The organism is Deltaproteobacteria bacterium, from assembly GCA_016875225.1.
Lineage (GTDB): Bacteria > Myxococcota_A > UBA9160 > SZUA-336 > SZUA-336 > VGRW01.
Genome location: VGRW01000043.1, coordinates 15,108 through 28,515, shown reverse-complemented (window position 1 = coordinate 28,515; position 13,408 = coordinate 15,108). Strand labels below are relative to the sequence as shown.

General features: G+C 70.7%; 11 protein-coding genes and 1 pseudogene. 7 read left to right on the top strand and 5 right to left on the bottom strand.

The features are described from left to right. The 7 genes and pseudogenes from FJ108_11560 to FJ108_11530 all read left to right on the top strand — a co-directional run. Positions 1 to 1,106: UDP-glucose/GDP-mannose dehydrogenase family protein (locus FJ108_11560; GenBank protein MBM4336531.1), on the top strand; the 1,106-nt coding region annotated here is incomplete at its 5' end. Between the two features lie 59 nt (positions 1,107 to 1,165). Continuing rightward, positions 1,166 to 2,416, top strand: a complete 1,251-nt coding sequence (locus FJ108_11555; GenBank protein ID MBM4336530.1) for a DUF4910 domain-containing protein — start codon at positions 1,166 to 1,168, stop codon at positions 2,414 to 2,416. 6 nt (positions 2,417 to 2,422) lie between these two features. Then, positions 2,423 to 3,232, top strand: a complete 810-nt coding sequence (locus tag FJ108_11550; GenBank protein ID MBM4336529.1) for a glucose-1-phosphate cytidylyltransferase — start codon at positions 2,423 to 2,425, stop codon at positions 3,230 to 3,232. Then, a pseudogene (locus FJ108_11545) lies at positions 3,178 to 3,519 on the top strand (glycosyltransferase family 2 protein). The gene FJ108_11550 and the pseudogene FJ108_11545 overlap by 55 nt, the downstream one beginning before the upstream one ends. Before the next feature lie 1,022 nt (positions 3,520 to 4,541). Next, a complete protein-coding gene (locus FJ108_11540) occupies positions 4,542 to 5,279 on the top strand; it encodes an SDR family NAD(P)-dependent oxidoreductase (protein ID MBM4336528.1) in 738 nt (245 codons plus the stop codon). Beyond that, positions 5,279 to 6,646 carry an FAD-binding oxidoreductase gene (locus FJ108_11535; GenBank protein ID MBM4336527.1) on the top strand — a complete coding sequence of 456 codons (1,368 nt, stop codon included), beginning with the start codon at positions 5,279 to 5,281 and terminating at the stop codon, positions 6,644 to 6,646. Before FJ108_11540 ends, FJ108_11535 begins: the two co-directional genes overlap by 1 nt. After that, a complete protein-coding gene (locus FJ108_11530) occupies positions 6,643 to 7,521 on the top strand; it encodes a decaprenyl-phosphate phosphoribosyltransferase (protein ID MBM4336526.1) in 879 nt (292 codons plus the stop codon). The genes FJ108_11535 and FJ108_11530 overlap by 4 nt, the downstream gene beginning before the upstream one ends. Here the strand turns inward: FJ108_11530 and FJ108_11525 are convergent. From FJ108_11525 to FJ108_11505, 5 genes are read right to left on the bottom strand one after another with little or no spacing between them, the layout of a single operon-like run. After that, positions 7,518 to 8,978: an amidophosphoribosyltransferase gene (locus FJ108_11525; GenBank protein MBM4336525.1), complete on the bottom strand. Its 1,461-nt coding sequence runs from the start codon at positions 8,976 to 8,978 to the stop codon at positions 7,518 to 7,520. The genes FJ108_11530 and FJ108_11525 overlap by 4 nt on opposite strands. Beyond that, positions 8,975 to 11,185: a phosphoribosylformylglycinamidine synthase subunit PurL gene (gene purL, locus FJ108_11520; protein MBM4336524.1), complete on the bottom strand. Its 2,211-nt coding sequence runs from the start codon at positions 11,183 to 11,185 to the stop codon at positions 8,975 to 8,977. Before purL ends, FJ108_11525 begins: the two co-directional genes overlap by 4 nt. After that, positions 11,182 to 11,853: a phosphoribosylformylglycinamidine synthase subunit PurQ gene (gene purQ / locus FJ108_11515; GenBank protein ID MBM4336523.1), complete on the bottom strand. Its 672-nt coding sequence runs from the start codon at positions 11,851 to 11,853 to the stop codon at positions 11,182 to 11,184. Before purQ ends, purL begins: the two co-directional genes overlap by 4 nt. Next, a complete protein-coding gene (gene purS, locus FJ108_11510) occupies positions 11,850 to 12,086 on the bottom strand; it encodes a phosphoribosylformylglycinamidine synthase subunit PurS (GenBank protein ID MBM4336522.1) in 237 nt (78 codons plus the stop codon). The genes purQ and purS overlap by 4 nt, the downstream gene beginning before the upstream one ends. Further along, on the bottom strand, positions 12,086 to 13,396 hold the full coding sequence (locus FJ108_11505) for an adenylosuccinate lyase (GenBank protein MBM4336521.1): 1,311 nt from the start codon (positions 13,394 to 13,396) through the stop codon (positions 12,086 to 12,088). Before FJ108_11505 ends, purS begins: the two co-directional genes overlap by 1 nt. Between the last annotated feature and the right edge of the window lie 12 nt (positions 13,397 to 13,408).

Here is a 13,408-nt window from a genome sequence, read left to right as displayed (position 1 = left end):
ATCTCTCGCTGATCGCGGTCGGAACCCCGTTCGACGGCAGCCAGATCGACCTGCGCCTGGTCGAGCGTGCCGCGCTCGAGCTCGGCGCAGCACTCCGCGAGAAGACCCGCCGCCACACCGTCGTGGTGAAGAGCACGGTGGTGCCGGGCACGACCGACGGCGCGATCCGCGCAGCGCTCGAGTCCGCGTCCGGCAAGCGCGCCGGACGGGACTTCGGGCTCGGCATGAACCCGGAGTTCCTGACCGAGGGAGAAGCCGTCTCGGACTTCATGGAGCCGGACCGGATCGTGATCGGCGCCTTCGACGAACACGCGCGCGCCGCGCTCGCGGAGCTGTACTCGGGCTTCCCGAACGCGGAGCTGGTGCACACCAACGATCCGACCGCCGAGATGATCAAGTACGCGTCGAACGCGCTGCTCGCGACGCTGATCTCGTTCTCGAACGAGCTTGCGAACCTGGGCGCTGCGATCGGCGAGATCGACACCGTCGACGTGAGCCGCGGCCTGCGCACGAGCCGCTACCTCGCCTGCACGCTCGCCGACGGAAGCCGCAGCGTCGCGCCGATCTTCTCCTTCCTGCTCGCCGGCTGCGGCTTCGGCGGCAGCTGTCTGCCCAAGGACGTCGCCGCGCTGCACGCGGACGGACGCCGGCGCGGCCTGCCGATGGCTCTCCTCGACGCCGTGCTGCGCGTGAACGCGGCGCAGCCGTTCGAGGTGATCCGCAGGCTCGAGCGGCATTTCCCGAGTCTCTCCGGCAAGCGCATCTCCGTGCTCGGCCTCTCGTTCCGCCCCGACACCGACGACCTGCGCGAGTCGCCCGCGATTCCGATCGTGCGCGAGCTCACGTCCCGCGGCGCGCGGCTTCGCGGCTACGACCCCGCCGCCGCAGCGAACGCGCGCACGCTCTTCGGCGACGAGCTGGAGATCTGCGCATCGCTCGAGCAGGCGCTGATCGACTGCGACGCCGCGGTGCTGGTGACGCGCTGGAGCGAGTTCGAGGCGGTGCCGGAGCTGATCTCACGGCTCAATCCGGGGCTGCTTCTCGTCGACGGCCGCCGCATGCTCCCGAAGGACCGGATCGCGCGCTACGAGGGAATCGGCCTGTGAGTCGCTTCGAGCTCGACGATCTGGTCCAGCGCCTGCGCATCGACGCCGCGGGAAAGGCGATGCACGAGCAGATTCGCGAGCTCTACCCGATCTGTCGGAGCACGACGGGAGACGGCGTCCGCGAGACGCTGCGCATCCTCGGGCGCGGCCTGCCGCTGCGGATCGTCGAGGTGCCGAGCGGGACGCGAGCGCTCGACTGGGTGGTCCCGCAGGAGTGGAACGTGCGCGCGGCCTGGCTGAAGGATCCGGCCGGCCGGACGATCGCCGACCTGCGCTGGTCCAACCTGCACCTGGTCGGCCACAGCCAGCCGATTCGCACGCGGATGTCGCTCGAGGAGCTGCACCCGCACCTCCACTCGCTTCCGGAGCATCCGGACTGGATCCCCTACCGGAGCTCCGTGTATCGGCCGGACTGGGGCTTCTGTCTGCCGCACCGGCTGCTCTCGACACTCCTCCCGGGCGAGTACGAGGTCGTGATCGACTCGACGCTTTCGGACGGAAGCCTGAGCTATGGCGAGGTGATCCTTCCAGGTGAGTCCACGGACGAGGTTCTGCTCTCGAGTCATGTCTGTCACCCGTCGCTCTGCAACGACAATCTCTCCGGCCTCGCCCTTCTCTCCCTGCTCGGACGCCATCTGGCCGGAGTCACGCACCGATTCACCTATCGCCTGCTCTTCGCGCCCGTGACGATCGGCGCGATCTGCTGGCTCGCGCGGAACGAGAGCGACCTCGGGCGGATCCGCCACGGGCTCGTGGTGACGCTGGTCGGGGATTCCGGCCCGATCACCTACAAGCGGAGCCGGCGCGGCAATGCGCCGATCGACCGCGCCTTCGCCCACGTTCTCGCGCAGCGCGGACCGCACGAGATTCGCGACTTCGAGCCGCTCGGCTACGACGAGCGCCAGTTCTGCTCGCCCGGGTTCGACCTGCCGGTGGGCTGCCTGATGCGCACGCCGCACGGCGAGTTCCCCGAGTACCACACGTCTGCCGACGACCTCGAATTCGTCACGCCTCGTGCGCTCGAGGATTCGCTCGCGGCTGTGCTCGCGGCGCTCGGCGTGCTCGAGCGCGATCGGTGCTACCGAAATCTCGCGGCAAAGGGCGAGCCACAGCTCGGCCGGCGGGGCCTGCTCGGCTCGGGCCCGCTCGCGAGCAGCCTCGGCCGCGCGATGGCCTGGGTGCTGAATCTCTCGGATGGACAGCACAGCCTGCTCGACATCGCGGAGCGCTCGCGACTTCCGTTCGCGACGATCCACGAGGCCGCGAGCGCGCTGTGCACAACCGACTTGCTCCGGCCAGTCGACGGGTGAACTCGAATGAAGGTGGTTCTCTTCTGCGGTGGACTGGGTTTGCGGCTCCGGGGCCTGGCCGAGAACGTGCCCAAGCCGCTGGTCTCGATCGGCTATCGGCCGGTGCTCTGGCACGTGATGAAGTACTACGCCCACTACGGCCACACCGACTTCATCCTCTGCCTCGGCTACAAGGCGGATGCGATCAAGCAGTTCTTCCTCGAGTACGACGAGTGCATCTCGAACGACTTCGTCTTGTCAGGGGGCGAGACCCGGATCGAGCTCCTGCACCGCGACATCGAGAACTGGCGCATCACGTTCTGCGACACCGGACTCACCGCGTCGATCGGGCAGAGGCTGCGCGCCGTTCGCAAGCACCTGGAGGGCGAGGAGTTCTTCTTCGCCAACTACTCGGACGGCCTGTCCGATCTGCCGCTGGACCGGTTCAGCCAGCGCTTCCTCGAGAGCGGCAAGACCGGTGCGTTCGCGCTGGTGCGGCCGACACACGCCTCCCACGTGGTCTCGACGCGCGAGAACGACCTGGTCTCGAGCATCACCGACCTCGGCTCCTCGGGGATCCGGATCAACGGCGGCTACTTCATGTTCCGCCGCGACGTCTTCGACTACATCCGTCCCGGTGAGGAGCTGGTCCACGAGCCGTTCCAGCGCCTGATCGACGCGGAGCAGCTGGTCGCCTGCAAGCACCCGGGCTTCTGGACCTGCATGGACACCTTCAAGGACCAGCAGAGGCTCGAGGACCTGTTCGCCTCCGGCGAAGCTCCCTGGGAGCTGTGGCGGGAGCCGGGCTCCGAGAGAGGAGGCCGCGGGAGCTCGTGAGGGTCTCCGTCGTCATACCCTGCTACAACGGCGCTCGCTTCCTGCGCGAGTCGCTCGAGAGCGTTCGCGCTCAGACGCGTCCGCCCGAGCAGGTGATCGTCGTCGACGACGGATCGACGGACGACTCGGCGGAGATCGCCGCGAGCACGCCCGGCGTGGAGCTGATCCGACAGGCGAACCTCGGCGCGTGCCTGGCGCGAAACGCCGGGCTCGCGCGGGCGACCGGCGAGCTGCTCGTGTTCCATGACGCCGACGACCGCCTGCTGCCGCACGCGCTCGAGCGCGGCGACCCCGAGCGCAGGGAGCTCGGCGATCCGGTCGGGACGGCCCTGGGCCAGATGCGGCAGATGCACCAGCAGGAGCCGCGCGTCGCGTTCGGCGGCGTCGCGCGCGAGCGCGCGGAAGATCGCCTCGTCGACCTGCTGCGCCTCCGCTTCACTCATCGTCTCGCCGGGCACCGGGCGGGGCGCGAAGCGCGCGACCAGCGCGCGCGGGAGCTCGACCAGCCGCAGCCGTTCGAGCAGCGCGAGATTCTGGGTCAGCACCGGCAGCAGATACGGCGCGCGCGGAACCGGCACGTTCGTCGCGACCAGCTCGCCGTCGATCAGGCGGAGCACGGGCTTTCCGTAGCCCAACATGTCGTCGTGCCGCACGCGCAGCAGATCGTCGTCGATGAACGCGAGCACGAGCACGTCCTGATCGATCACGCGGCCGTCGCGCAGATACCACAGGTAGCTCTGGTCGATCCCGTAGCCCGATTGACCCATGTTGGGCACCTCGAGCCGCGGGCAGAGCCGCTCGAGAGAGGCCGGCCACGAGTCCGCGTCCCCTACGCCGTAGCCGAGCGTGAACGAATCGCCGAGCGCGACCACGCGCGTCTTGTCGGGCGCAACCGAAGCCTGGAACTCGGACGCGTTGCGGAAGCCGCGCGCGTTCGTGCTCACGTCGAGCCCGGGTCCGAACACGTCCCGGGCGACGCTTCCCTTGCGACTCGCCCAGCCGAGCTCGGGATCGTAGACGGTGTGGCTGCGCTCGGGCAGCGGCCGCCAGTAGCTCATCCGGACCGACCAGACGAAGAAGGCCAGGCTCGCGACCCCCTCGAGAAGCACGAAGACGAGCCCCGCCGCCAGAAGCCCCTTGAGCACGCGGGTTGGCGCAGGACGGGTCATGTGGTACCGACCCGGGGCGAGCCGGTGGCCGATTCGAGGGCAGGAATATCGCCGCTGCTCATGGCGTCGAAGGTAGCCGAACCGATGCGTGAACCGAGCCGCAGATCCGCAGATCCGCGCTGCGGCGCGACGCGAACGCCGTGAACGCGGCGATTCTCGGCGGCACGCGAGGGATCGGCCGGGCGCTCGCGCGGGCGCTCGCAGAGCGCGGCGCGCGGCTCTGCCTGCTGGGACGCGACGAAGCCGAGCTCGCGAGGAGCGCCGCGGACCTGCAAGCGCGCGGCCGCGCGGCGGCGGTCTCGATCGTGCGCTGCGATCTGGACTCGCCCGCGGAGTTCGGCCCGGCGCTCGAAGCGGCCGAGCTGGCGCTCGGCGGCCTCGATCTCGTGGTCGTGACCGCAGGGGCGTTCGGCACGCAGGAGCAGCTCGAGGCCGACCCGGATCTGTGTCGGCTCGTCTTGGACCTCGACTTCACCAAGACGATCCTGTTCTGCGAGCAGGCCCGGGTCCGACTGCTCGCGCGCGGAGGCGGCACGCTCTGCGTGTTCTCGTCGGTCGCCGGCGATCGCGCGCGAAAGCCGGTCGCCCTGTACGGCGCGGCGAAGGCGGGCCTCTCTCACTATCTGGACGGTCTCGAGCTGCGCTTTGGCTCCAGCGGGTTGCGCGTCGTCACCGTGAAGCCCGGCTTCGTGCACACCGCGATGACGGAGGGGCTCCGGGCACCGCCCTTCGCCGCCACGCCGGAGCGGGTCGCGACCGCGGCGCTGCGCGGGATCGAGCGCGGTCGGCGCGTGGTCTACGCGCCGCCGATCTGGCGCGGCGTGATGGCCGCCGTGCGGGCCCTGCCCCGCCCGGTGCTGCGGCGCGTGTCGTTCTGATGGTCCACGAACCGAACCCCGCTCGCGCGCACGGGGAAGGAGGGCTCGTGAGCGAGATCTCCGGATGGGGGGGCCACCCGCGAATCGAAGCGCGCGAGACGCGCGACGAGGATCTCGAGCGCGCGAGCCGCGAGGGCGTTCTGTTTCGCGGGCTCGGCCGCTCCTACGGCGACGCGTCGCTTCCGGCGCGGAGCGGCGCGCACGTGGTCTCTACGTCGCGCGCGGATCGGCTGATCTCGTTCGATGCGGTGACCGGCGTCCTGCGCGCCGAGGCAGGCTTCTCGCTCGCGGAGCTGAACCGGATCTTTCTGCCGCGCGGCTTCGCGCCGCCGGTCGTGCCGGGCACGCAGTACGTCACGCTGGGCGGAATGGTCGCCTGCGACGTGCACGGCAAGAACCACCACGCCGAGGGCACGTTCGGGCGCCACGTGCGCGGGCTTCGCATGCGCGTGCCCGATGGTCGGGTGCTCGAGATCTCCGCGACCCGCGAGCCCGAGCTGTTCCGCGCGACCCAGGGCGGAATGGGGCTCACGGGCGCGATCCTCGAGGTCGAGGTCGCGCTGCGGCGCATTCCCTCGCCCTGGCTGCGCGTCGAGACGCGCGCGTTTGCGGACATCGACGCGCTCGTCTCGGGCCTGCGCGAGGCGGGCCGGCACTCGCCCTACACACTTGCGTGGAGCGACACGACCGCACGCGGCCGCGCGCTCGGCCGCGGCATCCTGATCACGGGCGACTGGGCCGAGCCGGGCGCCGCGCCCGCGCGCGCTCCGGTCTTTCGCGCGCCGTTCGAGCTGCCGTTCGACCTGCCCTCCGGGCTGATCGCGCCCTGGAGCATCCGCCTGTTCAATTCGGCCTACTACCGGCTCTACCAGCGCGCGCGGAGCGGAATCGCGCACCCGCGAGCGTTCTTCCACCCGCTCGACGTGATCGGCCGCTGGAACCGCGCCTACGGGCGACGCGGCTTCGCGCAGTACCAGTGTGTGGTTCCCGCGGCGGCGGACGCGCAGATCGTGCGGCGCCTGTTCGAGATCCTCGGGCGGATGGACGGAGCATCGCCGGTCCCGGTCGTGAAGGACTTCGGGGCCGAGGCAAGCGGCCTGCTCTCGTTCCCGCTTCCCGGTGTCACGATCGCCCTCGACCTGCCGATGCGCGGCGCTGCCACGCAAGCGCTCGTGGACCGGCTGAACGACGAGGTCGCGGCAAACGGCGGGCGCATCTATCTGGCCAAGGACTCCCTCTCCCGGCCCGAGCACTTCCGCAGCATGGAGCGCCGGCTGCCCGCCTGGAACGAGACACGGCGGAAGTGGGATCCCGACGCGCGGCTGCGCAGCGCACTCTCGGTGCGGCTGCTCGGAGACGAGCCGTGAGTCGGGCGCTCGATCTGCTCCGCCTGGCCCGGCCGAAGGACTGGCTGAAGAACGTGTTCGTGCTCATGCCTCTGCCGTTCGCGCTCGCCGGCGGCGCGTCGCTCGGGATCGGCCGGCTTCTGCTCGGGATCGCGGGAATGTGCCTGGTGAGCTCCGCGGTCTACGCGGTCAACGACGTGATCGACGCCGAGGTCGACCGCGCGAACCCTCGCAAGCGAACCCGTCCCGTCGCGTCGGGCCGCCTTCCGGCGCCGTGGGCGACCAGCGCCGCGTTCGTCTGGCTCGCGGCGGGACTCGTGCTCGGCGGGCTCTCGGACCAGCCCTGGACGCTTGCGATCTTCGGACTCTACGTCGCCCAGAATGCCGTCTACTCGCTGGGCGCCAAGCACGTGCCGCTGGTCGACGCGTTCCTGCTCTCGGCCGGGTTCGTGCTCCGCGTCGTGCTCGGCTGCGTGCTCGTCGGCGTCGCGCCGTCGAACTGGCTGCTGCTCTGCTCCTCCGCGCTCGCGCTCCTGCTCGCGCTCGGCAAGCGGCGCGGCGAACTGCTCCAGGCACCGGGTGAGTCGCAGCGCCGCTCGCTCGCGGGCTACAACCGCAGCTACCTCGATCAGGCGATGGCGATCGTCGCCGGCATCACGCTCTTCAGCTACGCGCTCTACTCGGTGGAGGCGCCGCTGCTCGTGAGCGGGCGCGAGTTCGCATCGCTGCCGTTCGTCGTCTTCGGCGTGCTCGAGTACCTGCGGCTCGCTCAGGTCCACGACGAGGGCGAGTCGCCGATCGAGCTTCTGCTCCGCTCGCCACGGCTGATCCTGGTGGGCGTCGGCTGGGTGATCGCCTCGCTCTGGAGCGTGGGCGTGCCGGAGCTGTTCGTCTAGCTCGGCTCCGGATCGGCGTCGGTCGCCGCGGCCGCGGTGGGCTCGAAGAGCGCGAGCTGCGTATCGGAGGAACTGGTCTCCTCGACCGGGATCGCGTACTCGCCCGAGAAGCACGCGTCACAGAAGCCGTGCTTCATCGACGCCTCGATCCGGCGCAGCGCCTCGAGCGAGAGATACGCGAGGCTGTCTGCGCCGATCATGGCGCGGATCTGCTCGACGCTGTGGTTCGCCGCGATCAGCTCCGCGCGATCGGGCGTGTCGATGCCGTAGTAGCAGGGGCCGGTCGTCGGAGGGGACGACACGCGGACGTGTACCTCGCGCGCGCCGGCCGCGCGGAACAGCGTGACCAGCTTCGAGAGCGTCGTGCCGCGCACGATCGAATCCTCGACCACGACCAGGCGCTTTCCGGCGACCATCTCGCGGATCGGGTTGTGCTTCACGCGCACGCCGAAGAGCCGGATCGACTGCTCCGGCTCGATGAACGTGCGGCGCACGTAGTGGTTCCGGATCAGCGCGTTCTCGTAGGGAATTCCCGAAGCCTCCGCGAAGCCGAGCGCGGCCGAGGTACCCGAGTCGAGCACGGGAACGACCATGTCCGCGGGCACCGGGCTCTCGCGCGCGAGCTCGCGGCCGAGCTGCTTGCGCGTCTGGTAGACGTTCGCGCCGAAGACCAGCGAGTCGGGCCGCGCGAAGTAGATGTGCTCGAAGACGCAGAGCTTCTCCGGAGCCCGCGGAAGCGTCTGGACCGAGCGCAGCCGCCCGCGCCGGATGATCACGATCTCGCCCGGCTCGACGTCGCGCTCGTACACCGCGCCGATCAGGTCGAAGGCGCAGGTCTCGCTCGCCACCACCCAGGCCGCACCGAGCCGGCCGAGCGAGAGCGGCCGGAAGCCGTGCGGATCGCGCGCCGCGACCAGCACGTCGTCGATCAGGAACACCGCCGACCACGCGCCGCGAACGCGCGAGCACATGTCGCCGAGCCGCTCCTCGAGCGTTCCGCGCGCGCGCGCGAACAGGTGCACGAAGACCTCCGAGTCCATCGTGCTCTGGAAGATCGAGCCGTGGCCTTCGAGCTCGCTGCGGATCGCGCGGGCGTTGGTGAGATTACCGTTGTGCGCGATCGCCACGACCGAGCGGCCCATGTTGGCCAGGAACGGCTGCGCGTCGCGCAGGTTGCTCGAGCCGGCGGTCGAGTAGCGCACGTGGCCGATCGCGATCCGGCCCGGAAGCTTCGAGAGCTCGTCCTGCGAGAAGATCTCCGCGACCAGGCCCATGCCCTTGTGCAGGTGGCTCTCGCCGCCGTCGCGAGTGACGATGCCGGCCGACTCCTGGCCGCGGTGCTGGAGCGCGTAGAGGCCGAGATACGCCAGGTTCGCCGCCTCGGGATGGCCCGCGATCCCCATCACGCCGCACTCCTCCCGGAAGCGGTCGAGAGCGTCGCGGCGGATCTCGCTCATCCCAGGGCCTCCGGGAGCGTGCGGCTCCACACATCGTGCGCCTCGGCGAGGGAGACGTCGACCCCGGGGGCGATCCGGATCCGGTCGCCGCCGACGCGGCCGATTCGAGCCGCAGCAACCTCACGCGCGCGCGCGAGCGCGAGCAGCGCTTCCGCGTCGGCCGGAGCGCAGGACGCGATCGCTCGGCTGGCCGACTCGCTGAAGAGCACGAGCTCCGGACGGCCGCCCTGCTCGGCCAGCTCGGCCACCACGCCCAGGCCCGAGCGGATCGCGCACTCGGCCAGCGCGATCGCGGCCCCGCCCTCGGCGCAGTCGTGCGCGGAGCGAAGCAGGCCTGCGGCCGCGGCCTCGACCAGAAGCTCGTGCAGGCGCTTCTCGGCCGCGAGATCGAGCGCAGGCGGCGCGCCGCACTCCAGACCGTGGCGCACGGCCAGGTACTCGCTCGCGCCGAGCTCGGCGCGCGTCTCGCCGAAGAGCAGCACGACGTCGCCCTCCGCGCGGAACGCCGCGGGCACCGCGCGCGCGACGTCGTCGAGCAGCCCGATCACGCCGACCGTGGGCGTGGGCGGAATCGCGCCCTCGCCCGCCGTCTCGTTGTAGAAGCTCACGTTGCCCGAGACGATCGGCACGCCGAGCGCGCGGCACGCCTCGCCCATCCCGCGCACGGCCTCGGCGAACTCCCACATGCACTCCGGGCGCTCGGGGCTGCCGAAGTTCAGGCAGTTGGTGGCCGCGAGCGGTCGCGCGCCCGTCACCGCCACGTTTCGCGACGCCTCGGCCACCGCGTGCATCGCGCCGAGATACGGATCCTGTGCGCAGTAGCGCGGATTGCAGTCGGTCTTCGCGGCGAGCCCGCGCTCGGTCTCGGGCACGCGCACGACCGCAGCGTCTCCGCCGGGCCGGAGTACCGTCGACGACTGCACGAGCTGGTCGTACTGCCGGTACACCCACTCGCGCGAACAGAGATTGGGCGAGGCGAGAAGCGCGAGCAGCGCTCCCGATGGATCGCGCTCGACCGGAAGCGCGGCGAGGTCGAGACGCTGGCGCGCCTCGAAGTCCGCCGGCCGCGACCGTGGGCGCTCGTAGACGGGCGAGCTCGCCGCGATCGGATCGACCGGGATGTCGACCACGGTCCGACCGTGCCAGCGCACCCGCATGCGGCCGTCGTCCGTCACGCGGCCGACGAGCGCGGCGTCGAGATCCCACTTCGCGAAGACGTCGAGGATCTCGCGCTCGCGACCGGCCTCGGCGACCAGCAGCATCCGCTCCTGCGACTCCGAGAGCAGGAGCTCGTAGGGCGTCATCTCCGACTCGCGCTGCGGCACGCGGTCGAGGTCCATCTCGATTCCGGTTCCGGACCGCGAGGCCATCTCGAACGAAGAGCAGGTGAGCCCCGCCGCGCCCATGTCCTGGATGCCGACGATCGCGCCGGTCTGCATCGCCTCGAGGCACGCCTCGAGCAGGAGCTTCTCGGTGAACGGGTCGCCCATCTGCACGGTCGGCCGCATCTCTTCGGTGTGCTCGTCGAACTCCGACGAGGCGAGCAGGCTCGCACCGTGGATTCCGTCCCGGCCGGTCTTCGAGCCGACGTAGATCACCGGGTTTCCCACGCCCGCGGCCTTGGCCAGGAAGATCGCGTCGGCGCGCGCGATGCCGATGTTCATCGCGTTCACCAGGATGTTCCGGCGGTAGCGCGGATGGAAGGTGACCTCGCCGCCGACGGTCGCGCAGCCGAAGCAGTTTCCGTACGAGCCCACGCCCGCGACCACGCCGCGCACCAGGTAGCGCTGCTGCGGATCGTCGAGCGGCCCGAAGCGGAGCGAGTCGAGCGAGGCGAGCGGCCGCGCGCCCATGGTGAAGATGTCGCGCAGGATTCCGCCGACGCCCGTCGCCGCTCCCGCGTGCGGCTCGACGTAGGAGGGGTGGTTGTGGCTCTCGATCTTGAACACGCAGACGTTCCCGAAGCCTATGTCCACGACCCCGGCGTTCTCGCCCGGCCCCTGGATCACGCACGCGCCCGTCGTCGGCAGCGTCTGGAGCAGCTTCTTGCTCGACTTGTACGAGCAGTGCTCGGACCACATCACCGAGAAGATCCCGAGCTCCGGGTAGGTCGGCACGCGGCCGAGGATCTCGATCATGAGCTTCGCCTCGTGATCCGAGAGGCCGTGATCGCGCGCGAGCTGCTCGGTGACCTCGGGATCCTTCATCGCGCGTCTCGCGTCGCGGTGCAGGCGGAGAGGAACGAGCGCAGCAGCCGCGCGCCGTCGGTCGAGCCGAGCAGCGGATCGACGGCGTGCTCGGGGTGCGGCATCAGGCCGAGCACGTTTCCGGCGTCGTTCACGACGCCCGCGATGTCGTCGGTCGAGCCGTTGGGATTTCCGCCGACGTAGCGGAACGCGACGCGCGGCTTGTGCTCGGGATCGGGGACGTACGCGCCCTCCCCGTGCTTCACCGGCATCACAAGCTCGCGGCCGGGCGCGAGCTCGGAGCGCATCTGCCCCGGGTCGTCGACGGCGATGCGCACGTCCTGGCAGACGTACCGGAGCTCCGCGTTTCGCACCAGCGCTCCGGGCAGCAGCCGCGCCTCGCACAGGATCTGGAAGCCGTTGCAGATGCCGAGCACGGGCCGCCCGCCGCTCGCGAACTCGAGCAGCGCGCGCATCACCGGCGAGAAGCGGGCCATCGCTCCGCAGCGCAGGTAGTCGCCGTAGGAGAACCCGCCGGGCACGCCGATCCCGTCGAGCTCGGGCAGCCGCGCGTCCTTGTGCCAGATCATCTGCACGTCGGCGCCGCAGAGCGACAGGCCGCGCGCCAGATCCCGGTCGTCGAGCGACCCGGGAAAGACCAACACGCCGACGCGGGCGGGCCGACTCAAATCAGGATCTCGTACTGCTCGATCACGGGATTCGCGAGCAGCTTCTCGCAGAGCTCGCGCGCGAGCGCGCGGGCCGCCTCGGGATCTCGGCTATCGATGTCGAGCACGACCTGCTTTCCGGTGCGCACGCCCGAGACCTGCGCGTAGCCGAGATCGCGGAGCGCGTGCTCGATCGCGCGGCCCTGCGCGTCGAGAACGCCCGGCTTCAGGCTCACCAGCACGCGCACCTTCATCACGCCTCCTGCACCCGCGCACCGAGCACGCGCTCGAAGATTCGATCGACGCTGCGCAGGTGCCGCTCCAGATCGAAGCACTCGGCGAGCTCGTCGGGGTCGAGAACCTTGCCGAGCTCGGCGTCCGCCGCGAGCCGATCGTGGAGATGCCCGCCCTCGTCCCAGGTCGCCATCGCGTGGCGCTGCACCAGCCGGTAGGCCTCCTGGCGCGAGATGCCGTGGCGCGCGAGTGCCAGCAGCACCGTCTGCGAGTAGACCAGCCCGCGCGCCGAGTCGAGGTTCGCGCGCATCCGCTCGGGACGGACCTCGAGGCTCGTGACCAGCGCCGAAAGCCGGTGGAGCATGAAGTGGACCGCCGTGGTCGCGTCCGGGCAGACGATGCGCTCCACGGAGCTGTTCGAGATGTCGCGCTCGTGCCAGAGAACCGAGTTCTCGAGCGACGACACCGCGTAGCCGCGGATCACCCGCGCCAGACCCGTGAGGGTCTCGAAGCGCCAGGGATTTCGCTTGTGGGGCATCGCCGAGCTGCCCTTCTGCTCGCTGCCGAAGAACTCCATCACCTCGCCGACCTCGCTGCGCGCGAGGTGGCGCACCTCGACCGAGAACGCCTCGATCGAAGCAGCGACGAGCGCGAGCGTGCACATGACCTCGGCGTGCCGATCCCGCGGCGTGACCTGGGTCGAGATCGCGGCCGGTCGCAGGCCGAGGCCGGCGAGCACCTCCTCTTCGATCGACGGGTCGAGGTGCGCGAACGTGCCGACCGCGCCGGAGAGCTTGCCCACGGCCGCCTCGTCGCGTGCGCGCGCGAGCCGATCGCGGTTGCGGCGCAGCTCGTCCCAGGCCTTCAGGAGCTTCAGCCCGAACGTGGTCGGCTCGGCGAAGATCCCGTGCGTGCGCCCGACGCAGACCGTGCGCTTGTGCTCGAGCGCCCGGAGCTCGAGCGCCGCGAGCGCGCGATCGCATTCGACCAGGCACAAGTCGAGCGCGTCGCGCATCTGCAGCGCGAGGCAGGTGTCGAGCACGTCCGACGAGGTCAGGCCCAGGTGCACGTAGCGCGCGGCGGGACCGATCTGCTCCGCGAGCGCGTCCAGGAACGCGTTCACGTCGTGATGCACGCGCGCCTCGATCTCGGCGACGCGCTTCGGGTCGACCTTCGCGCGCGCCGAGATCGCGGCGAAGGCCTCGCGCGGGATCTCGCCGCGCCGCTCCAGCGCGCGACAGACCTCGACCTCGATCCGGACCCAGTGCGCGTAGCGCTGCTCCTCGGACCAGATCGCCTCCATCTCGGGGCGCGTGTAGCGGGCGATCAAGGGGGCCTCCTC